The following is a 21,843-nucleotide window of genomic DNA, read 5'->3' as shown; positions in this document are numbered from 1 at the left end:
GAGGGAGGATCGGGGAATGAGAAAGAAATTATCGAAATTTATCGGTACACGGCAGTTTTACAAGCTGGCGCTGGCGGTCGCTGTGCCGTTGATGATGCAGCAGCTGATTACCAGTTCAGTTAATCTTGTTGATAATCTGATGGTGGGACAGTTGGGCGACGCTGCGTTGGGAGGCGTTGCGGCCGTCAATCGTTTCTATATTATAGCGACCTATGGAACTAACGGAGTTTTAGCGGCGGCGGCCATTTTTATCGCTCAGTTTTTCGGGGCGCAGGATCATGAACGAATGAAACAATCGTTCCGATTTTCCATCTTGAGCGCTTATGCGATTATGATTCCGTTCTTTCTGCTGGGCTTTCTTGTGCCGGAGGGGATCGTCCGCTTCTTTACTAGCGATCCGGCAATCGTTCAGCTGGGGGCAGCCTATATGCGGATTGCGTCGTTTACGTTTTTGCCCATGGCGTTGTCGCTTGGTATTTCCAGCGCGATGCGGGCTGTAGGGGAAACTAAGATTCCGCTGGTCATCAGTGCCGGTGCGGTTTTAATCAATACTTTTTTAAACTATTGCCTGATCTTTGGTAATTTTGGTTTTCCGCGGTTAGGTGTAGAAGGGGCGGCGATTGCCACGCTGATCGCGCGTTTGGTGGAAGCAGCCGTGCTGCTGCTGGTACTGGCGAAGCTGCCGTTTGCCTTCAAGTCGAAGCTCTCACAGATGTTTCATGTTTCCGGGCAGCTGGTTCGCAGCATTTTGATCAAAGCGGCTCCGCTGGCGCTGAATGAAGTCATGTGGTCTTTGGGGATGGCGACGTTGTTTAAGTTCTATGCTACCCGCGGACCGGAGGTCATGTCGGGCTATTCGATTGCCAACACGATCGGCGATATTTTCTTCGTCCTCTTCGGCGGCATGGCGGCCGCAACCACGGTAATGGTGTCGCAGCCATTGGGCGCGGATAAACTCGATGAAGCTCGCGATCATGGATATCAGCTGCTGGGCTTCAGTGTGATCTTATCGCTGTTGTTTGCCGTGCTGATGTTCGGATCTTCCTTTGTAGTTCCCCATTTCTATCAAGTTTCACCCACCGCGAAGCAGGTTGCGGTCAATGTGCTGCGGATTATGTCGGTCATGTTCTGGATCTATATGGGCAACACCCAGTGCTATTTCATTCTGCGGGCAGGCGGAGATACCCGATCTACCTTATTCATGGATTCAGGATATATGTGGACGATTAACATTCCGCTGGTCTGCTGCTTCACCTATTTCACGGGCGTCAATATCCTGGTGCTTTATGTAATCGGTCAGATGACGGATATCCTCAAATTGGTAATCGCCTATTCTCTGGTGCGGAAAGAGAAATGGGTAGTCAACCTGACGCAATTTTGAAACAGTTGAAAGCTTGCCTTCAGGGGCAGGCTTTTCTGTTTCAAGGAAGGAATCAAACTGTTAAAAACTGGAAATGAAAAAAAGCGGAAATTTGAAAAAAAGTGCTTGCATGCTCTTGGCGCTTATGATATTATAATTAAGCAAACGCCTAAATAGCTCAGTCGGTAGAGCAAACGGCTGTTAACCGTTAGGTCACAGGTTCGAGCCCTGTTTTAGGCGCCATTTTTTTTGGCTCGTTGGTGAAGCGGCTTAACACAGCGCCCTTTCACGGCGTCATTCACGAGTTCGAATCTCGTACGAGTCACCATTAAAAATGAAAAGTCCGCAAGGGCTTTTTTGTTTTGCAGGAAGGGAAAGGAGAGCAGGATAATCTGTAAAATAACCAAAGCTATAATCTGTGAAGCATTTAGAACTTAGTTAAAGAATGACGCTCAGAATTAAAAGCCTAGCGGAAAATCCTTAAAATAGAATTTACTTTTACACTTCACCCTCAATAAAAATTTTTGAAAAAAGGCTTGCATTTCATAGAACGCTGGAATATAATATCAAAGCACGGCAAGAGAAAGCCCCTGTAAATTGGTTAAGCTTTCAACAAAACATTGCATTTCACCCTCAGGTGTGATAAGATGATTTTGCTAAAATCTTGCTGTTGATATATATGTCTTCTTAGCTCAGTTGGTAGAGCAACTGACTCTTAATCAGTGGGTCTAGGGTTCGAGTCCCTAAGAGGACACCATTTATTAAATAGATTTGGATGTGCGGCTTCGAAAAGAAGTTGGAGTGCATCCAAATTTTTATTTTGTCGGATAAAAGATGGGATAAAATTATACCTGACTCTGTTAAAAAATAACGCTGCATTTAAAGCAAGCTAAGTAAAAAATGAAGATAGTTTCATTTGTCTGTTCGGAGCCTTTTGGCTTTGATTTTAAGAAGATGGATCCAATACCAGAATCATCGTACAATGATTTTGAATTTAGAGAACAGTGATAAACCGTCTTGAATATGCGTTTAGTATTACTTTTAATTATTTTTCTGACTTAACTGTATGATCTCATCTAAATTTAATAGTATTATTTTTAGATTGTCATATATTGAGCAATGACCGTGTCAATTTCACTGAATAAAGATAGGAAATTTATATTTCAACGTGGCTTATACAAAGTAGAAGTAAATGAGGATAATAATCTCAATGAAAATGTGATTGCATTGAATACGGTTTAGATCATAATAAAGATGACATAGAGGACTATTTGCCAACATGATAAAATAGAGAAAAGCGAACCAGAACGCTTATTTCTCATTGTTTCGCAGAGCTATTAGATTTGCTTGGCGCATTGTCTAAGACAGAAGAGGATGTAAGGATGAAATAATGTATGAGGTTTTTAAAAAAGGAGGATCAGAATGAAGCTATATTTAAGGAAGGGATTGTTTTTGTTACTCTCATTAACTCTAATCAGCGGCTGCAATGCATTAGATTCGCGGCCTGAGTACTCAGCCGTTCATGAACAGACCGAAAAAAAGCAGGAACTGGTTTCAATTTACGATCAATTAGAATCAATAAACCTGAAAGATGAGAAACGTTATGCTAAAGCCTATGAGAATGGAAAATATGGTGTGATTGACACAACAGGAAAGCTTGTCATTCCCATCGAATATGATCAGGTGCTTATTCTTAATGATGGACGAGTATTAGGAACAAAGGATAAACAATATACCTTGTATAATGCAGAGTGGATACCGACGAACTTAACAGAAGTGAATGATCAATTGTACAAATGGGATTCCATAAATTTTGATCTGAATTTAAATTTATTCAAAGTTGAGAAACAAGGAAAGTTTACTCTGATGGATTTAAATGGAAAATTACTTATGGAGCAATTCTACGATATTATTCAAGCCGTTTCCAGTTTAACCCCTTCTGATGGTCTTGTTTCTCCTGTTTTCCTAGCCGCTAACCGAATAAATCAGGAATACAATGTAGATGTGTATAACTTATCAGGACATTCCATTACGCCTGCAAGCTATAGACAAGCTGCTGAAGACGGATATTTTGATGTGGTCTACAGTCAGCTTCAATCGGGAGAGTACATTGTATCGATTAAAAATAAAAATATGTATGATGGTTATGATTTAGAGGGAAATCTGTTATTTAACGCTGCGTCGGAGGTATCATTCGATTACTCAATCTATACTGTGATTGCTGAGAAAAACGGTAAATATGCAATTCTGGATAAAACAACAGAAGCCGCGGACTTTGCGTATGATAACATTCAATTCTATAATGAGAAGTCAGTGATTGTAACGCAAAAGGGAAAGTCTGGAATTTTAGAGGCTGACGGAAATTTTATTCTTCCTCTAAAATACGATGAAGTTCTCGATTTATATGGTGTACCTGAATTAACGGAATTCAATGTCAAGGTTGACGGGCAACGTCAGGTAATTGATTCAACAGGGAAAGTTCTTTTTGAACACAACTGCGATGAATTGTTTAAAGAAGGCGACTATTATGAAATGCGGAGAATTGGGGGAACCTTGGATAATCAAGGGAATGTCATTTCCCCGAACTTAACTTTATCCCGATATAATGGCTTTGATCGCTATACAGGAATATGCTCAGGCGCACCTTGTCTTTTAAATGAAAAATTGGAAATCATCCGACGATTTCCGTCTTTGGATTGGATCTCAACATCTTGTTATGGAACGCAATGCAGTAAGAATTATTTTCCGTTTTTAAGAGAGAGTGTTCATTATGGAGTGATGGACAGCCAAGGAGAAATTCTTGCTGAAAATATTGAAATCGAACAATGGGGATTGATAACGATTATAAAAACGGAGGAGAAAGTGATTTGCGCCACAGACTCTAAAACAATAGAACTGCCGCTGGCGAGGGCAGCGGATGTGTATCCGGTAAAAATTCAAGGGCAGTTGGGCATTTTTATTAGCGAAGCAAATCAACTGGTTTTTTACAACCATGAGCTTGAGCCGCTGTTTGAGGCGGATGCGGATCGAATCGTCGCAGAACATGATGATTTAGAGGCGGAGGACGGAACAGTTTTTAAAATGTTTGTCGTGGAAAAGAACGATAAAAAGGGAGTTATGTTGGAAACGGGTGAGATGATTCTGGAACCCATTTATGATGATATCCTGTATTTTAACCATACCGGATATGGTTTGGCAAAAAATCAGGGAAAAGGCGCAATCTTCAATTTCCGAGGGGACTGGGTCAGCGATTTCGTTTATACATGGGATGAGGATTTTGAAATGCAGGAGAATCGAATTTTAGGGAACTGGTATATATGTCCTGTTGGCGCAGATCTTCTTGTTTATCAAAGAAATCAAAATATCTCAGGTTGTAAATTGGATTTTTAAAAGAATTTAACTGAGAAAAATGGAAAAGAAGGATCAGGATCAATGGACAGAAACTTCTCTGATTATCATAAGCTAAAAATGAATAAATCCGGGTTTTTTAAGGCTTGAAACCCAGTTTTGCACCTTAATCTTGATCAGTCCTGTTGATGAATGGAAAACAGAATACTTAAATTTTGAGTTCCAAGCCTGGATATTCCAGGATTTCATATAAACTATGAATTGCAGGAATATCCTTGCGTGCACAATGAGCCTTGCGATCCAAAAGCAGGGCATGAATTCCTGCTTTTTGTGCGCCAAAATAATCATTCTCCATCGAATCTCCGATCATCAAGGCTTCATCTGGGGGAAGATTGAGATGATTCAGTACATATTGAAAATAAGAAAGGGAAGGTTTAGCCAAGCCTATTTCTGACGAAATGAAGGATTTGAAATCCTGACTCAGCATATTCAAACATTTTAATTTAGTCCTTTGTCCATCGCTGGGACCATTTGTAAGAATGGCGATTTCCTTTTTGTTTTTGAGAAGGATTTTCAGAACAGGTTCAGCGTCGTTAAAAAGCTGAACATTTTCGTTCGTCCAGTCCATATACAAGGTGTTGATATGCTGAAGTTCCTCGGCATTCAAGCCTTCAAAGCGAAATCTGACGCTGCGGTAGTCAGATAAACTGATTTCTTCCGCGGTATACTGTAATCACCCAGCGTATCATCGAAATCAAACAGAACGGATCGGATCATAAAACGAACCACCTCTTGTCTTTGTTTCTTTGCGTAAATTAAGTATAACAAAAATCGGACGGCGGAGAGGAAAAAGAAAAAGCCTTCACATTCCTTCATATTTTTAGGCTGTGCTGAAACTGAGAATTGACGTTAATCCGAATTCATAGTATATTCTAAATAGAATATATCTATATAGATATATTGAAGGGAGGAGAACTGTCATGAAGAAAGACTGGGAATTTCAGGCTTCAGACAAACCGATCAGACTGCTAATTTCAGATTTGGACGGAACGTTGTATCCGCGAAAAGAATCTGCCAATCCACATCAGCGGGAAGATAATTTTAAGGCGGTGAAACGCTGGGTTGAGCAGGGGAATAAATTTGCGGTTGCGACAGCCCGCGGGCTGCATCATTATCCTGTGATTGCAGAAGCTCTCGGCTTCGACATCAATTTCATCGGCGGCAATGGCGCGGCGGTGCGTTTGGAAACCGGGGAAACGATTATTAAGCAGCTGCCGTGCAGCGTTTACATCGACCTCTGCCGCAAGGTGATTGATCAGGATTTAAATATCAGCGTGACCACCGGCTTGAATAATCAATGGATTTGGTCAAGAACCGATCGTTATCCGCGCGGTGTTCCTGCGTATGATTCAATCTGGGATTCTGTAATTCAGGCAGACTTGAAAACAATGGATCCGACCGCCGGGGTGGAGCGGATTCAGATTTTTGTACCGCCGGCGCAAAGGGATGAATTCAGAGCCTTTATTCAAAAACAGAACTATCCTGGCATCATTACAACCAGTGATCAGGATATGATCGACATTGGACCGCTGAACAGCTCAAAAGGGATTTCCATTCTTGAATTATGCGAACGCTTCAAGCTTGACCAGGATCATCTGATTGTTGTCGGCGATTCAGAAAATGACATTCCGATGTTTGAAATTACCCAACACAGCTATTGCATTGACTTGGCAGAGGCGCGTGTAGCCGCAAGAGCTGCGCATACCGTTTCCTCCGTGGCAGAGGTAATCAGCCTGCTGCTGAACGAATAAAATCAGGCCAGCCCTGAAAAAATGAGAGCTTTTGCACCCTCATTCGAAGCTTTATTCGTGCTCATGCAGGATATCCTGACGGCTATCTCTGTTCTGCGATCCGATCCAGGGCATACTCGACTTTAGCCGAAGTCAGAGGCTTTTTGCAGAAATAAGACAGGCATAATCGATAAGCCTGAAGGCTGAAATCCAAATCAGAAAACCAGAGAATCTTATGCATTAAAGCCAGCGCGTTGGTAACGAGATCCAGTCCGGCTACACCGTTGTTAGCGATAATTAATATATCAGGTTTGCAGGATTTGATTTTTTCTGCCAGATCTGGCCAGTTTTCACAGAATTCAATTAGCGCAGGCTGGGTCCGCTTTTCGCACCATTGCTGGACATCTCTAATCAGCTGCTTTCGTTCCTGCTGCTGATCATCGCAGATCATTATTCTGATCATCATCAAGACTCCCTTCTCGCTTTGTCATCTCTAACATAATCGAAACGGAAACAATGGACAAGCGGTTGGCGGCATCCGGCATTTTTTGGCGGTAAATCGTATTGTATCCCCTTCCATTTAAAGTTAAAATGATATTGAGCCCTAGCGGCTAAACAGTCAGGGGGGAAACGGTATGAAGTGTGCAATTCTGGATGATCAGCAGGGATGCCGGTCAGAAATCTGCGAATCACTGCGGCGGTATGCGAAGCACCGCATGCCGGCAGAAACGCTGCAGCTGGATGAATATGCCAGCGGGGAAGCGTTCTTAAAGACTTTCAGGAAAGAGCGTTATGATCTTCTGTTTCTGGACCAGTATATGAACGAACTTTCCGGTCTGGCGACCGCTCAGGAAATCCGCCGGCAAGATCCGGTGGTTCCCCTTGTTTTTGTCTCAACCAGCCGTGATCATGCGGTTGACAGCTACGGAGTCCGGGCCTCCGGCTATCTCGTTAAGCCCTATACGCAGGAGGCTTTTGAGCGGATGCTGGATAATATCGGAATGGAAAAGATCCGCAGGGCTCAATGCCTTTGCCTTGAACAGGATAAACTGCTGCTGCGCGAAATTCTGTGGTGTGATGTCAATGGCCATTATTGCCAAATCCATACAGACGGCGGGAGATTGTTTCGTTATCGCATGCCCTTTGCCCGACTGCTGGATAAACTGTCAGCGTATTCGCAGTTTCTGATATGTTATAAGGGCTGTCTTGTCAATATGCAGCGGGTTGAAGTGATGGACGCGCTGGACTTTGTGATGGACACGGGGGATCGCATTCCGTTTTCCAAGCGGGAGCGCAGGAAAATTGAAGAACAATATCATGCTTATTTGTTTGACCAGGCCCGGCGGGAGGTTTTGTTATGAAAGGCGTCGATCTGGGAATGGTGCTGCTTTTCCCTGTTTTGGATTTTCTGCCGTACAGTTTGCCGCGATACTGGCTGTTTAAGGATAAACTGAGGATTCCCTTTTCTCAGATTGTGCTGCTTCAATTGTTTTTGATAGCTCTGAATTGTGCGGCCTTTTATGCGATCAACCAAGCTGGTCTTGAAACCGCGGCGCAATGGACGACAATTGTACGTTATGCTTTCATGCTCGTATTTTTGGCGCTGAGCTTTCTGTTCATTCGGGAATCATTTCCCAAACAGATGTTTACATATCTTTTATTTCTGGCGTGGATGTTTTTTGTCCAGGGCAATGCCAATTACATTGAATCTCGTTTTTTCTGGACCTTCTCTGACGAGCATCCGTATCTGATCTATAATGCGGCGCGCGCTGTTCTCTATTTGATAATGTGTCCGTTTCTCATTCATTTTTTCTATCACACCATTGGCGACGCACTGAAAATGGAAGATCCTGAAATGTGGCGTTCTTTATGGATTATTCCGTTGTTTTCAGCCTTGTTCGGCATGCTTTACTGCACCACGCAGGATGTCTATGCTTATGCTTCATGGCAGTTTTTGGTTTCCCGCTATTTGATGCTGTTTGGCGCTTGTTATGCTTCCGGCGCGGCTTTAAAAATCCTGCAGACTTCGCGGGCAAGAGCGCAGATGGAAGAAGCGCTGAAATACGCCGGGAGCAGTCTTCAAATGCAGAAAAAGCAGTATGATGCATTAGCGGCGACGATGACGGAAACCCGTAAGGCACGCCATGATCTGCGGCAGCACTTGACTGTGATGCATTCCTTCATAGAAAAGGATGATAAGCATGGTTTACAGGAATATCTGGATTTGGTTCAGAATGAACTGCCGCCAGAGAGGATGGAACTGTTTTCGTGCAATGAAGTTGTGAATGCTGTCATCGGATATTATGCCGCCCAGGCCCGTAACCATAAAATTCGGTTTGAGGTCAGGGCGGATTATCCTCAGGATTGCCCGATTTCCGCAACAGAAATCACGGTGTTGTTAGGAAATTTATTGGAAAATGCGGTGGAAGCATGTCTGAGAGATTCGGCAGAAACCCGCTGGATCCAACTGCGGATTCAGCCGCAGGGACACCAGGGGTTACTGATCTTAACCGATAATTCCTGCACCCAGCCCGTTCACTTTTCCGGCTCCCTACCGTTGTCATCCAAACGGGAAGGCATGGGAATCGGCGTGGCTTCGATTCAGGACATCGCTGCCGCTTACCGCGGTTATGTCCGTTTTGAAAAGAAAGAAGATGTATTCTCGGCTTCTGTCTATCTGCGCCTCACGGCGTAGGGCCGCACCTTCGGTGAGTGAACCGTTAGCCGAATGGTTAGAGAAACGGCTTGAAGTAGACAAGCTGAAATTGCCGTTGTTCAGATAGAGGCGGAAGGCGGCCTAAACGGGCGAAGGAGGGGATCCGATTGATTGAAGAAGAAGCGCTGTTTCACTTAAAAAAACCGGTGCCGGAGCGCTTAATTGCATATGGATTTCAAACGAAAGAGGCCGGCTTCGCATTGAAACTGCCACTTAAGGAAGAACAGTTTCAGCTTCAGGTCGAAGTGGACGCTTCCGGTATGCTCTTTTATGCTGTGATTGACGAGGTCACAGGGGAAGAATATACGCTGATTCATTCGGTGCATGCGCAGGGAAACTTTATTGCCAAGCTGCGCCAAGAGGTTAGCCGGAAGCTGAAGGAAATTGCCTCTGCCTGTTTTGCTGCCGATGAATTTCGGACAGAGCAGGCTAGTCGGATTATCCAGTCGATCGAGCAAAACTATGGGGTGCGGCCAGAATATCTCTGGGAAGGTTCGCCCGCTTCGGCAGCCCTGCGGCATCAGGAAACGCTGAAGTGGTTCGGCGTGCTGATGCGCCTTGATTACCGAAAGCTGGATCCGCGAAAGCAGGGACAGGTTGAAATTCTGGTTTTAAAAGCCCTGCCGGAACAGATTGTCGAACAACTAGGTCATCCTGGCTTCTACAGGGCGTTTCACATGAACAAAAAACATTGGATCACTGTGGTTCTCGATGGAACGTTAGAGGACGAAACCATTCAGGAAGGGATCAGTCAGAGTTTTGCTTTGACAGCGAAGGCTGAAAGCAAGCGGCCTCAGCCCAAAGAATAAAGGCGGAATCGAAATAACCCGCAGCCGGAAAGGAGAAGGAAACGATGATTCGAAATCCTGAACAGACAATAGAAAAATTGGTGGATAATGTCCGCTATGGATTCGGCAGTTTTATGGATGAACCGGGATATCCGGAAACCCAGATCTTGCCGCAGCCTCTGCGGCGAAAGGGCATTCGCGAATTCTGGTTTGAGATTGATCCCGCTGCCGGTTGCTTTGAGATTGATTTTACAGAGCGTCCAGCCAGTCTTTATTTTATAGATCAGCGGTTTTACCGAGGGGTCTGCCTGAAAGGATTCTTTCAGATAGAAGAATTCTCAGCCATCAACCGGTCGGACTCTTTGCAAGAAAATCAGGAAACGGGAGTCCAAGCCAAGCTGATTTTAAAGTTTACAGCTAAGAGCGGACGGTATTACAGTCATTTTCAATCTTCTGATTTCATTGTTGATTAGAAAACGATACCTGAATATTTTTTCAAATTTAAATCAAATGACGGAACAGGCAAAGGGACAGCGGTGAAAAAGGATACAATCCGAATGCACGGCAGTCCTTTTCTTGTTATAATAAATAAGACTTTAAAATTTGAGGGGGATTCAAGAATGATCAAAGCAATCATGTGCGATGTTGACGGCACACTGCTGAACAGCCAGGGAGTGGTTTCTCCCTATACGATTGAACAAATAAAAAAAATTAAGGCTCAGGGAATGTTGTTTGGTCTGGCTACCGGCCGGGATGTGCACAGTGTTAAAAAACAGCTGAACCGGTGGGGAATCGATGGGCTGGTCGATGCGATTGTTGGAACCGGCGGAGCGGAAATAGCGGATTTCCAGCTGAATGTGGAAAAAAGCAGTTATCCGCTGGAGGGAAAGGTCATCCGTCAGGTCATTGAGCATTATCAGGATCTGGACGTGAATTTTGCGATTCCTTGGCAGGGAGAACTATATTCGCCCAAGGATGATGAATATATCCGCAAGCTGTCTGAAGCCGATCACATTCCTTATCACGTTGTTGATTATCATGAATTTTTGAATGAACCGCGGCCGAAGGTGATGATCGTCTGTGATCCGGCGAGGATGGGCGCCGTGATTGCCCGCAGTCATACTTTCACAGTGCCGAAAACCAAATCTGCCGGGTTGATCACTGCGAGCATCTTATTTGAATATATGGATCCGCGGGTATCCAAGACGGAAGGGCTGAAGGAATTCATGACATTGCATGGCTTGACGATGGATGAACTTTGTACCTTTGGCGATGCGGACAATGATTATGACATGACAGTAAATGCCAAAATCGGCGTCGTCATGGTCAACGGCAGTGAAAAAACCAAAAGTGCAGCGGATTATATTACTGACGATCATGATCATGACGGAATCGGTCGGTTTATCGCCGAACATTTCTTAAATCATAGCTGAGTAAAAACAGCCCGGAAGCTTCGATGCCGGCCCAGGCTGTATTATTAGTGTTGTAAACAAGGATATCCAGCTTCTTTAAGCCGGCAGCTGACGTGATGATTTTGAAGTTTGAAAAATTAAAGTTAAAGCCCAGACTTCATCTTGATCCGAAAACGTGTCCGGATTGAAAAACTGATCCAGTTCGACAGAATTGTGTTGTTTATCTGCCGAAATCTGCTGGAGGAGGACAGGAATCTCCTGTGCGGATTCCAAGGGGATTTCTTTGTTTAAGGAAGTGTGAGAAAATACGGATTCTTCCGGCAATGTAAAGTCAGGGTTGTCAACCCGCAGCTCATCTTTGACGCAGATATTATCGCACTGCATGATGAGGGTATACCCGGAAGGCAAAGTGTCGGAGTAGACTGCGATCCGTCCGCGGGCTCCGGATAAAGTCTGATCTGAGGCCCATTGTACTTCCCACTGCCCCTGATTCAGCTTGTAAACTGTATAATGTAATGATTGAATCGAGGCATCGGCCGCAAACTGAAAGATCTGCGGATCCGCAGTGTAACCAAACTGTTTGGCAATCGCGATATCTTCTTGGTTGCAGACCGCGGGTTTCAGACTGGATTGCGGCTGGGAAGCGGCTTTCTGTGAACAACCTGTTACGATCCCGAGAAAGAGCGCGGCAAGGCAGAGGATTTTATTGATGTGTTTCATTTTATGCTCCTTTCCTGATTGTCAGAATGGCAAACATCGGCTAAAGAGAATCTGTTTCCAGCTGGCACAGGGGCTTTGTCTGAATTAAACCATCTTCTGCTTTATATTGCAATCCATTTACTTGATTAACAGGAAAGAATATGATATTCGTTTCTTATCTATCCAAGAATGGGGGAAAGGAAAGAACACAGAATGTTACTGCAGCGCGGCATAATAAAAGAACATCAATTAGAATAAGGTAAAGAAGATGAAAAAACAGGAAAATTTCACGAAATTTGAACAATTGAAAGCTCAGCTGCTGAGCTGCTGTATCTGTCCAAGGCAGCAGGAAGAGGGATGGCATCCGATCTTTCAGGGTGATCTCCGATCTAAAATTTTTCAGATCAGCCAAGCGCCTTCCCGACGTGTTATGGAAACTGGACTGCCGTTCAATGATGCCAGCGGCCGCAAACTGAAACAGGAATGGTATCAGATCAGCGACGCTCAGTTCTATGATCCGCAGCTGTTTTACATTGCTTCGATTGCCCGCTGTTATCCTGGAAAAGCGAAAGGCAGCGGTGATGAGCGTCCGCCTGTAAGGTGTGCTGAACTGTATCTGAAACAGGAACTGGAACTCGTGCAGCCGCAGTTATACATCGTAATCGGCAGTTATGCCGCGCAGTGGTTATTTCCGCAAATCCCGCTGGAAACATTAATTTTCAGCACCCGGAGTTTTCAGGGGAAACCTGTTTATACACTTCCGCACCCTTCCCCCTTAAACCGCAAATGGCTGAAGGATCATCCTGATTTTGAAACAAATCGGATGCCGCAGATTCGTGCTCATCTGCATTCGATTTTATTGAATGAATCATAAAAAACAAGCGAGTTCAGCCCGAAGGAGGAAAAAATGAATTCCACACAAATTGAAAATTGTCAGAAATTTTACGCGATTGCCCAATCCAGATTAGCCGGCGATACAAGCGGACACAGTCTGGATCACGTTCTCCGCGTCGTCAACAATGCAGTCTTGATTGCCAGAGATGAAGCAACCTGCGATCTGTATTTGATCGTGGCTGCCGCGCTGCTCCATGATGTGATTGATGATAAGCTGACTGCGAATCCTAAGCGGGAACATGATCGACTTGCGGAAGCGTTGGAAGCGATTGATCCTGCTGTCAAAGAGCCGGTCTTTGCGATTATTGACAATTTATCCTTTTCCAAGAATTTAGGTCGGAGCCAGAAGCTGTCCAAAGAAGGTCAGATCGTACAGGATGCCGACCGGCTGGATGCGATCGGCGCGATTGGTATTGCCCGTACCTTTTATTACGGCGGTCATGTCGGCAATGCGATGTATGACCCCAAACTTCCCCCTCGCTCCCAGATGGACGCCTTGAGCTATCGCAAGGAACGCAGTACCGTAATCAATCACTTTTACGAAAAGCTGCTGCTGTTGGAGGAAAAGATGAACACCGAAACCGGCAGGCGTTTAGCGCGGTACCGCACGGCCTTCATGGAAGAGTATCTGCAGGAATTTTTTGCAGAATACAACGGTCTGCGATAACAATCCAATGAACCCATATAAAAGCACGATTCCGAGGAATCGTGCTTTTTGGCGCTGTGTTTTGCAGGGTGAGGACAGGATTCAGCGACCTTAATATTTTTTCTTCCTTGCCGCTGCGGTTTTTGCCCATTGCAGGCGAACCCGGGAATCCGGAATGCGCAGCTTCTGCCGGTATTTGACAACCGTTCGGCGTGAGATCGGACAGCCTTGGGCTTTTAACCAATCGCTGAGCTGCTGATCGCTGAATGGATGGGCGGGATCCTCCTGATCAATCCGCTTTTTTAATTCCCGCAGCACCTGATCTTGGCTGAGATCCTCCTGCACCTGTGTTGGGAAGAAGAAGGAAAAGGGGTAAAGCTGCCCTTGAAACTGCAGCCCTTTGCCGGAAAGCGAACGGGAAATGGTAGAGGGATGCAGCCCCAGCTGGTCCGCAATTTTCTGTCGGGTTAACGGCACTAACGGCACTCCGCTGATAAAGAAGGCTTTCTGATTCAGGCAAATCGCCTGAGTAATGGAAACCAGCGTCTGATTGCGTTTCTGAATCGCCAGAAGCAGATTTTTCGCTTCTAATGTTTTTTGCTTTAAATAATCCTGAACCGATGGATCATCCAGCGGCATGAGATTGAAGACCAGTTCACTGAAGCTGCGGGTCAGCGTAATCTTAAACTGCTCTTCTTCTATTTCCACCTGCACTTCGCAGACTAACGGTGCAGCCGGTGTTCCCTGACTGCGGCCGGGCTTGGGATCGCAGCTGCGCAGCAAAGCCAAGGCTTCATGAAGCTGTGCTTCGCTGCAGTGCAAAGTCCGGCATAAAGCGGTCACGCTGCCGCGGGCCAGAGCTTCCAAATGATCGGTCAGGCGCATTGCCAGTTCATTTTCCGGATGATTTTCCATAAGCTGATAAAGCAGACACTCCCGCAGATCATGGGCGAAGAGTCCGGAGGGCTTCAGACTTTTTAACTGTGTCAAAATCCGATTCAGCCGCCCCTCGCCGATTTTCAGCATGCCTCTTAATTCGGCAGTGTCTTCCCGCAAATAGCCATCGTCATCCAGCAAGCTGATCAGCACATCCGCGATGGGCTGATCCTGCGGATCCAGGATCACGGCTGCCTGATGCTGCAGCTGCTGCTTCAAAGAGAGATCTTCGGCGACAAACTGTTCCGCTTTTGTGTAAAGATCTTCACTTTTTATAGAGCGGGTATCGTTCCATTCCAGAAGCGGATTGCTCATCATCTGTTCATTCAGGTAGGCGGACAGCACATCCGAGCTCATGTGCAGGATATTCAGTGATTGAAACATCGCCGGTTTCAGCTTGGTTTTTGTCTGAACCTTCGGCTTCAATGAGAACGTATTGTTCATGCGGTCAGCCTCCTTTTGTTTTATTGTAGCACAATCTGTCATCCATGACAGCGCTCACAAAATTAATTCACGTTTGATTGACAAAGTTGAATTCCGAACCTATTCTTAAATTGTAATCTTTTTGCACATGAATTAAAAAGGTAAAAATAAAGGAGGGGGAAACGATGGAAAGTCCGGCTAAGAAAAAAATTCTGGATGCCTTGGCAGAGGCGACCCGCCATTTCGCCTGGAATGATCTGTCTGATTTAAGTGCTCAGAGCTTGGCGGAACACTTCGGACTCAGCCGCAATCTTATTTCACAATATCTCAATGAAGCGCACAACGAGGGATTGGTGATTAAGATCAATACACGGCCTGTTTATTTTTTGGGCAAAGCAGAACTGTGCGAACGGATGAAGGCGGAAGATCTGAAATCGGTTTATGATTCCGTCGAGGAATTGATGAAGGACGGCGCAGCCCGGAAAGAGAAAATCGTTTCTTTCCGCAAGCTGGTCGGTCATCAGGAAAGTCTGAAGCAATGCGTAGAACAATGCAAAGCGGCGATTACCTATCCCGGCATCGGTCTGCCGATTCTTTTGCAGGGACAGACCGGAACCGGCAAAAGCTACATCGCCCAGCTGACCTATGAATACAGTGTAGAAAAAGGGATTATCGGCAAAAAGGGCAATTTCGTGACGGTCAACTGCGCTGAGTATGCCAACAATCCCGAACTGTTTCTGACCAATCTGTTCGGCTATAAGAAAGGTTCCTACACCGGAGCCGAGAAGGACAAGGCGGGTTTGCTGGCGCTGGCGGACGGGGGCGTGCTGTTTCTCGATGAAATCCATGCGCTCAAACCGGAGTGTCAGGAAAAAATCTTTCTGTTCATGGACAAAGGCATCTATCACATGGTCGGCGATAACGAAACCTGGCATTCCGCGCAGGTCCGGCTGATTTTCGCGACGACGGAAGATCCGCAGAAGGTTCTGTTGAAAACCTTGTTAAGACGCATTCCGATTGTAGTTCAGGTGCCGCCGCTGATCGACCGCTCGCTGCAGGAAAAACGCGAGCTTGTGCATGAAATTGTAACGCAGGAAAGTGCTAAGATCACCCGCCAGGTGGTGTTCAGCGAACTGGCCTATCAGACCCTGGTCAATCATGCCTATCCCGGCAATGTCGGAGAGCTGGTCAACACCATCCGCGCCAGCGTGGCCAAAGCCTATCTGCGCGATCCGGCTGCCGATCCGGTTGAGCTGCATTTGTATGATCTGCCCAGCTTCCTGCTGCAAAGCGGAACCGCCAACGGCGAATTGATGGAATATGACGACGGCAAGATGATCGACACCCGGCAGATGATGAAACAGAAATATTTTGATACGATGCTGTACACGTTCAATAAAGGACTGATCGATCAATATTTAAATCCTCTGCCGATGCCGGAGTTTATCGAAAAAGCCTACATTCTGTTAGAAGGTTATACGGATTACCTGTTTTTCAACAACCCCGCAGGGAAAACACCGAAGGATGATCTGACCGCCAGTCTGGTGGAAAATATCTATCGGATTACAGCGCAGAAATACAATCTGGAAAAACTGAGCAATTCCGAGGTGGTGACGATGACGCGCTTCATTCTGGATTTTGCCAGTCATAATGCTTCCTGTCTGCCGCTGGACAAGAAATACCATAAGGAAATCCAGGACTGTATTGAAGCCATTCAGCATCTGTTTCCGATCAATGCGACGGCGATCCGCAATGTTGCCCGGCTGATCCAGGACAGCCTGAACATCAAACTGGAAGGGATCGGCTACCTGGATCTGCTGATCTACATGATGTATTTCAACCGGGAGATGGAAACCTCGCAGATTCCCGTGCTGATCATCGCGCATGGGTTCAATATTGCCAGCAGTATTGCCGAGGTTGCCAATCAGCTGCTGCGGCGCAAGATCTTTGACGCGATCGACATGCCGATTGAATGCGGCGTGGATGTCATCATCCGCAAGGTTTCCAATTATCTGAAGCATCTGGAAGGGTGCAGGGAAGTTCTTCTGATGGTGGATATGGGATCGCTGGAGGAAATCTACAAGTATACGGAAAATCTTAAAAATATCGATATCGGAATCATCAATAACGTCACAACCAAGCTGGCTCTGGATATCGGCTGCATGATCATGGAAGGGGAAGGGATTGAAACGATCCTGGAGGAAGCGGCCAACCGCAATCAGCATCGTTATCTGATCGTGCGCAACCGTCAGCGAGCCAATGCGATTCTGTCGATCTGTCAAAGCGGCTTCGGAACGGCGGAGAAGATCAAAAAACTGCTGGAGAAAAGTCTGCCGCCAAACCAGAATATTCCGGTGCTGTCCTATGAATATGACAGCATAGAAACGATGGGTTCCCAAGCTCCGGTCTTTGATAAATACAATATTCTGTTTGTCGTCGGCACGATGGATCCGAAGATCAAAGGCGTGGAATTTATCTCGTTGGAAGAGCTGATCGAACAGAAAAACATTGAAAAGATCTCGGAGCTGCTCAACGGCCTGCTGAATGAGGAAGAAATCCAGCAGTTTAACGACAATCTGCTGCGCAACTTTCCAATGGAAAATCTGCTGAATTATCTGACGATTCTCAATCCGGAAATCATTCTGGGCAATGTTGAAACAATCATCCGCTCCATTGAAGCGCAGCTGGGTCTGCGGATTACAAGCAATGTCAAAGTTGGGCTGTATCTGCATATCAGCTGTCTGATCGAACGGCTGATTATCAATAAGACAGTGGCGCCGTACGACAAGCTGGAACAGCTGCAGCGGGATCATCAGGATTTCATCGCGGTGATCCGCAAAAGCTTTGCCGAGGTGGAACGGATTTACAATGTGTCGATTCCCTTATCGGAAATCGGGTATTTATATGAATACATCACCCTCGGCAGTGTCGAAAAGGAAGAAAACAGTGTCGAAGATGAAACCGGTTACTTTGAATAGAAAGGTCTGTCAGGTCAGAATTTGAGCTGAAATTTCAGAAAAATTTCTTGAATTTCGGCTTTTTTTCTATTTTAGGATCAGTTTATTAAAAAAATAGACGAATTGGCATACTAATTGCTTATATTTGAGCGTAAGAAGAGAAGGGAGGACAGCCCGTGAGAAAGATAATTCTGGCTTCTCATGGATCCATGGCCGAAGGGGTGCTCAGCGCCGCCCGGATGATCATGGGGGATTGTGAAGAAATTCAGGCTCTGGGATTGGATCATTATGAATCTCCGACGGAAATTGCCCGTCAGATTGAGCAGCAGGTTGCAGCGGAACCGGCCTGCGACTTCATTATTTTCTGCGATATCCATGGCGGCAGCGTTCACAATCAGCTGACGGAGTTATGCCGGTATCCAAATGTGTATCTGGTCGGCGGCGTGACATTGTCAATGATTCTGGAATGTCATCTGAACGTTCAGGACATCGGAACTATGGAATTGGTGGAAAACGCCGTGCAGTCGGCTAAAAACACGATTACCGTGTTGTCGCACAAGCAGGCGGTGGAGCAAATTGAGAAGGGAATGGAGGATGATATTTTATGGTAGAGCTGTGCCGAGTCGATGATCGGATGCTTCATGGACAGGTCGCGGTGACCTGGGTGAATCAAGTCGCTCCCGACGCGATTTTGATCGCTAATGATGAAGCGGCGACCAACGAGATGAGCAAGCTGGCGTTCAAAATGGCCAAACCGGCCGGGGTGAAGCTGGCGATCAAAACGGTGAAGGATGCGGCCGTGCTGCTGAATGATCCGCGCACGAAGAAAACACGGATTTTCCTGATTGTCAGAACGGTCCAGGACGCCTTGGAACTGGCGAAGACCACCGGCAGTCAGATTCAGATTATCAACATCGGAGGAGTGAAGAAAAAGGAGGGAAGCAGACAAGTGGCGGCGAATGTCCACATGAATGAGGAAGACATTGCAGCGCTGCGGGAGTTGAATTCTCTGGTGGACAAAGTTGAAATTCAAATGGTTCCAAGTGAATCAAAGACCGACGTGAAAAAGATTATATGAGGAGGAAAAACTTATGATGCAAGCAGTATTGGTAGGGTTAACTGTCTTCGCGCTGGAGTTCATTGAAACCTGGTGCTCCTACCCAATGACAACACGCCCATTAATCGTGGGTACGGCGATCGGTATTGTATTAGGGGACGTTGCAACCGGCGTGACGGTCGGAGCCAGTCTGGAATTGGTGTTCATGGGCGTTATGGCCATCGGCGGTACGGTGCCGCCGGATGCCTGCTCAGGAACCGCTGTCGGCACGGCGTATGCGATTATTTTAGGTCAGGGCGTAGAAACCGCCTTTACACTGGCAATTCCAGCTTCTATTCTATGTCAAACCTTGTTTGTGCCGTTGGTAGCTTTGCGTTCGCTGTGGTCGCCGATGATTGATAAGATGGTGGCTAAGGGAGATTACAAGGGCTTGCAACGGATGGTTCCGGTGGTTTCTGCTACGATGTATGTCTTCAAAGCTTTGATTTGCGGCGGTGCGGTTGCTCTGGGTTCTGTCGCTGTTCAGCAGTTCATCGATGTTTTGCCGGCAGTTTTCTTAGACGGCATGGGCGTTGCGGCGGGAATGCTGGCAGCGGTCGGCTTCGCGCTGTTGTTAAAGATGATGTGGACCAAAAAACTTGCGGTTTACTTCTTTGTCGGCTTTATTCTTTCATCCTATCTGGGTCTGCCGTTAATGGCGATCGCAATTCTGGGCATTCTGTACGTCATCGTGCTGTATGTCGAAAGCAGTCACAAACCAACCCCATCATCTGCGGAAGAAGAGGAGGAACTGTTCAATGATTAAGGAAAAATTCAATTTAACTGAGGAAGAAAATAAGATGTGCTTCCAGATCGCTCTGCGGTCCCATACCATGAGCGCTCCATACTGCTGGGAAAAAATGCAGGCCTTGTCGTTCTTGTATACGATGATTCCGGTCATCAACAAATACTATCCGGACAAAGAAGACCGGATTGAAGGCTACAAGCGGCATTGGGAACTGTTCAACACGACGCCGAGCGTTTCCGGCTTCATCACCGGCCTGGCGGCTTCCATGGAAAAACAGGGAGCAGAAGATCCAAACTTTGATAAATCTTCCATCTCTGCGGTCAAGTCTTCCCTAATGGGACCGTTTGCAGGTATCGGCGATTCGATTTTCCAGAGTACCTGGCGTGTTATCTCGATGGGCGTAGGCTTAAGTTTAGCCGCCGGCGGCAATATTCTCGGTCCAATCGTCTTCCTGCTGATGTATAACATTCCTTCAGCCTTCGTTCGTTTCTTGGGTCCGTATGTCGGCTACAGTCTTGGCGCAAAATTTATGAGCAGCGCCGCGGAAAACGGCATCATGAGCTTTATTACCAAAGCAGCCAGTACCGTCGGTTTGATGACAGTCGGTGCGATGACGGCGACCATGGTTTCCTGCAATATCGGCTTCGTCTTTACGATGGGCGGAGCGGAACAATCGATCCAAGCGATGCTGGATACGATTTTCCCGAATCTGCTTCCGCTGCTTTTGACCTTATTCTGTTTCAAACTGCTGAATAAGAAAGTCAATGCGACATTATTGATCTTCGGCCTAATGATCTTCGCGATTCTGGGCACCTGGATTGGAATTTTCTAAACCGAGGATATCGGTTCAGCGAATAAAACGCTACAATAAAAGAAAGTAGAAATAGGATCAGGCAGAGCTTTCTCTGCCTGATCGGATTCTGCCATTTGAAGGAGGAAAAGAAATGGTTACTTTACTAGACTGCATCTACCGCGTCCCGGCAGTCATTGAAAGCATTGTCGAACAACGCGAGGTTACGTTTGCACCGCTGTTGGAAGCGGTCAAGGATCGTCTTGATGATCTGAATGAAATCCTGTTTGTCGGCTCCGGAACAAGCAATACGTGTTCAGTTACCGCTTACCGCTTTGTTGAAAAAGCAAGCTGCCTGTCAACCAGCACGATGATTCCGAATGAATTTTTAGCCAAAACGGTTTACAATCCTAAAGCGCTGTATGTCTTTGTTTCCCAATCCGGGACTTCAACCCTGACGCAGCAGGCCTTAAAGAAGGTCAAGGCGATGGGGTGTCTGACCGCGGCCATCACAGAAGCGCCAACGACCCCGCTGGCTCAGGCTGCGGACGTGCATATCGATATGGGCTGCGGCTATGAAGAATACGGCATGCGGACAATCGGATACTGCGCAAGTATTTTAACGGAAATGTTGATGGGCGTTGCGCTCGGACAGGCCCGCGGCGTCGTCAGTGAAGCAGCGGCTGCCGCTTACATTGAGGATGCGCTGGCGGTGACGAAGGATCATAAGGAAATCTGCGACCGCACGCTGACCTGGTTTGACCACAATAAGGAAGCGCTGATGGATGTCGATGCGTTTGTTCTGTATGGCCCAGGCAGTTTGTATGGCGTAGCCTTGGAAGGCGCGCTTAAAATTCTGGAAATTGCCAAGCGCTTCATGTGCGTGGGTTATGAGATGGATGACGGCCTGCATGGTCCGACCATGGGCTTTACCCAGCGGCACGCGGTTATCGTTCTGAATGACGGCGGCAAGGACAATTCATTGGCCATGGGGATTGCTCAATATATGAAAAATGATGTCGGCCATGCCTATGTGATCGGCGCGAATCCGATAGATGAGGACGATCTCGGCTTTACACCGGCGTCCAAAGACTTCGCCTGCCTGGAATATGCACCGGTCGTGGAAATTCTGGCTTATCGGCTGGCAGTGGACTATGGCATTGAATTGAAGGATATCAAAACCCAGGATCCGCTTCCGGAAATGAAGTATTTCAATACCCACGATGAATAAAACGGAGAG

At 46.4% G+C, this 21,843-nt stretch carries 20 protein-coding genes and 3 tRNA genes; 19 read left to right on the top strand and 4 right to left on the bottom strand.

Features of this window, described 5'->3' with window-relative positions; all coding sequences use genetic code 11:
• The first annotated feature begins 16 nt into the window (after window positions 1-16).
• From BN162_RS17300 to BN162_RS17280, 5 genes are all read left to right on the top strand, one after another.
• On the top strand, window positions 17-1,381 hold the full coding sequence (locus BN162_RS17300; RefSeq protein WP_020226400.1) for an MATE family efflux transporter: 1,365 nt from the start codon (window positions 17-19) through the stop codon (window positions 1,379-1,381).
• A gap of 146 nt (window positions 1,382-1,527) precedes the next feature.
• A tRNA-Asn gene (locus BN162_RS17295) sits at window positions 1,528-1,603 on the top strand.
• A gap of 8 nt (window positions 1,604-1,611) precedes the next feature.
• Window positions 1,612-1,688: transfer RNA gene (locus BN162_RS17290), tRNA-Glu, on the top strand.
• A gap of 353 nt (window positions 1,689-2,041) precedes the next feature.
• Window positions 2,042-2,117, top strand: a tRNA-Lys gene (locus BN162_RS17285).
• 665 nt (window positions 2,118-2,782) lie between these two features.
• Window positions 2,783-4,750 (top strand): WG repeat-containing protein, encoded by a 1,968-nt coding sequence (locus tag BN162_RS17280; RefSeq protein ID WP_020226399.1) that lies wholly within the window; start codon window positions 2,783-2,785, stop codon window positions 4,748-4,750.
• Between the two features lie 166 nt (window positions 4,751-4,916).
• Here the strand turns inward: BN162_RS17280 and BN162_RS18205 are convergent, their stop codons facing one another.
• Window positions 4,917-5,375: an HAD family hydrolase gene (locus tag BN162_RS18205; protein WP_020226398.1), complete on the bottom strand. Its 459-nt coding sequence runs from the start codon at window positions 5,373-5,375 to the stop codon at window positions 4,917-4,919.
• A 313-nt stretch (window positions 5,376-5,688) separates the two neighbouring features.
• Here BN162_RS18205 and BN162_RS17270 point away from each other — a divergent pair, with 313 nt between their 5' ends.
• Window positions 5,689-6,519 (top strand): HAD-IIB family hydrolase, encoded by an 831-nt coding sequence (locus BN162_RS17270; RefSeq protein ID WP_020226396.1) that lies wholly within the window; start codon window positions 5,689-5,691, stop codon window positions 6,517-6,519.
• Between the two features lie 82 nt (window positions 6,520-6,601).
• Here BN162_RS17270 and BN162_RS17265 read toward each other — a convergent pair whose 3' ends face one another.
• The gene (locus BN162_RS17265; RefSeq protein ID WP_020226395.1) at window positions 6,602-6,964 is read right to left on the bottom strand and encodes a response regulator; all 363 of its coding nucleotides are present in this window, start codon (window positions 6,962-6,964) and stop codon (window positions 6,602-6,604) included.
• 169 nt (window positions 6,965-7,133) lie between these two features.
• Between BN162_RS17265 and BN162_RS17260 the strand changes: the two genes are divergently transcribed.
• The 5 genes from BN162_RS17260 (at window position 7,134) to BN162_RS17240 (ending at window position 11,435) form a co-directional block, all read left to right on the top strand.
• The gene (locus tag BN162_RS17260) at window positions 7,134-7,859 is read left to right on the top strand and encodes a LytR/AlgR family response regulator transcription factor (protein ID WP_020226394.1); all 726 of its coding nucleotides are present in this window, start codon (window positions 7,134-7,136) and stop codon (window positions 7,857-7,859) included.
• Window positions 7,856-9,193, top strand: a complete 1,338-nt coding sequence (locus BN162_RS17255; protein ID WP_020226393.1) for a sensor histidine kinase — start codon at window positions 7,856-7,858, stop codon at window positions 9,191-9,193. The genes BN162_RS17260 and BN162_RS17255 overlap by 4 nt, the downstream gene beginning before the upstream one ends.
• A 128-nt stretch (window positions 9,194-9,321) precedes the next feature.
• The gene (locus BN162_RS17250; RefSeq protein WP_020226392.1) at window positions 9,322-10,023 is read left to right on the top strand and encodes an MmcQ/YjbR family DNA-binding protein; all 702 of its coding nucleotides are present in this window, start codon (window positions 9,322-9,324) and stop codon (window positions 10,021-10,023) included.
• A gap of 44 nt (window positions 10,024-10,067) precedes the next feature.
• Window positions 10,068-10,475, top strand: a complete 408-nt coding sequence (locus tag BN162_RS17245) for a hypothetical protein (protein ID WP_020226391.1) — start codon at window positions 10,068-10,070, stop codon at window positions 10,473-10,475.
• Between the two features lie 147 nt (window positions 10,476-10,622).
• Entirely contained in the window at window positions 10,623-11,435 is an 813-nt protein-coding gene (locus tag BN162_RS17240) for an HAD family hydrolase (protein ID WP_020226390.1), read from the top strand.
• Window positions 11,436-11,510: 75 nt separating this feature from the next.
• Here the strand turns inward: BN162_RS17240 and BN162_RS17235 are convergent, their stop codons facing one another.
• A complete protein-coding gene (locus BN162_RS17235; protein ID WP_020226389.1) occupies window positions 11,511-12,134 on the bottom strand; it encodes a hypothetical protein in 624 nt (207 codons plus the stop codon).
• A gap of 247 nt (window positions 12,135-12,381) precedes the next feature.
• Here BN162_RS17235 and BN162_RS17230 point away from each other — a divergent pair, with 247 nt between their 5' ends.
• A complete protein-coding gene (locus BN162_RS17230) occupies window positions 12,382-12,987 on the top strand; it encodes a uracil-DNA glycosylase family protein (RefSeq protein ID WP_020226388.1) in 606 nt (201 codons plus the stop codon).
• A gap of 33 nt (window positions 12,988-13,020) precedes the next feature.
• The gene (locus BN162_RS17225; RefSeq protein ID WP_020226387.1) at window positions 13,021-13,674 is read left to right on the top strand and encodes an HD domain-containing protein; all 654 of its coding nucleotides are present in this window, start codon (window positions 13,021-13,023) and stop codon (window positions 13,672-13,674) included.
• A 90-nt stretch (window positions 13,675-13,764) separates the two neighbouring features.
• Here the strand turns inward: BN162_RS17225 and rpoN are convergent, their stop codons facing one another.
• Window positions 13,765-15,033: an RNA polymerase factor sigma-54 gene (rpoN, locus tag BN162_RS17220; protein WP_020226386.1), complete on the bottom strand. Its 1,269-nt coding sequence runs from the start codon at window positions 15,031-15,033 to the stop codon at window positions 13,765-13,767.
• Between the two features lie 164 nt (window positions 15,034-15,197).
• Between rpoN and BN162_RS17215 the strand changes: the two genes are divergently transcribed.
• The 6 genes from BN162_RS17215 (at window position 15,198) to BN162_RS17190 (ending at window position 21,834) form a co-directional block, all read left to right on the top strand.
• Window positions 15,198-17,990 carry a sigma 54-interacting transcriptional regulator gene (locus BN162_RS17215; protein ID WP_020226385.1) on the top strand — a complete coding sequence of 931 codons (2,793 nt, stop codon included), beginning with the start codon at window positions 15,198-15,200 and terminating at the stop codon, window positions 17,988-17,990.
• Between the two features lie 155 nt (window positions 17,991-18,145).
• Window positions 18,146-18,580, top strand: a complete 435-nt coding sequence (locus BN162_RS17210) for a PTS sugar transporter subunit IIA (protein WP_020226384.1) — start codon at window positions 18,146-18,148, stop codon at window positions 18,578-18,580.
• A complete protein-coding gene (locus tag BN162_RS17205; RefSeq protein ID WP_020226383.1) occupies window positions 18,574-19,047 on the top strand; it encodes a PTS sugar transporter subunit IIB in 474 nt (157 codons plus the stop codon). Before BN162_RS17210 ends, BN162_RS17205 begins: the two co-directional genes overlap by 7 nt.
• Window positions 19,048-19,060: 13 nt before the next feature.
• Window positions 19,061-19,831, top strand: coding sequence for a PTS mannose/fructose/sorbose/N-acetylgalactosamine transporter subunit IIC (locus tag BN162_RS17200; protein WP_020226382.1), 771 nt, complete (start codon window positions 19,061-19,063; stop codon window positions 19,829-19,831).
• Window positions 19,824-20,645: a PTS system mannose/fructose/sorbose family transporter subunit IID gene (locus BN162_RS17195; protein ID WP_020226381.1), complete on the top strand. Its 822-nt coding sequence runs from the start codon at window positions 19,824-19,826 to the stop codon at window positions 20,643-20,645. Before BN162_RS17200 ends, BN162_RS17195 begins: the two co-directional genes overlap by 8 nt.
• Window positions 20,646-20,757: 112 nt before the next feature.
• Window positions 20,758-21,834 (top strand): SIS domain-containing protein, encoded by a 1,077-nt coding sequence (locus BN162_RS17190; protein ID WP_020226380.1) that lies wholly within the window; start codon window positions 20,758-20,760, stop codon window positions 21,832-21,834.
• Window positions 21,835-21,843: the final 9 nt, after the last annotated feature.

It is taken from the genome of Holdemania massiliensis AP2 (genome assembly GCF_000327285.1).
Taxonomy (GTDB): Bacteria; Bacillota_I; Bacilli_A; order Erysipelotrichales; family Erysipelotrichaceae; genus Holdemania; species Holdemania massiliensis.
The sequence above is the reverse complement of the archived record's forward strand: the minus strand, read 5'-3'. Positions and strand labels throughout refer to the sequence as shown.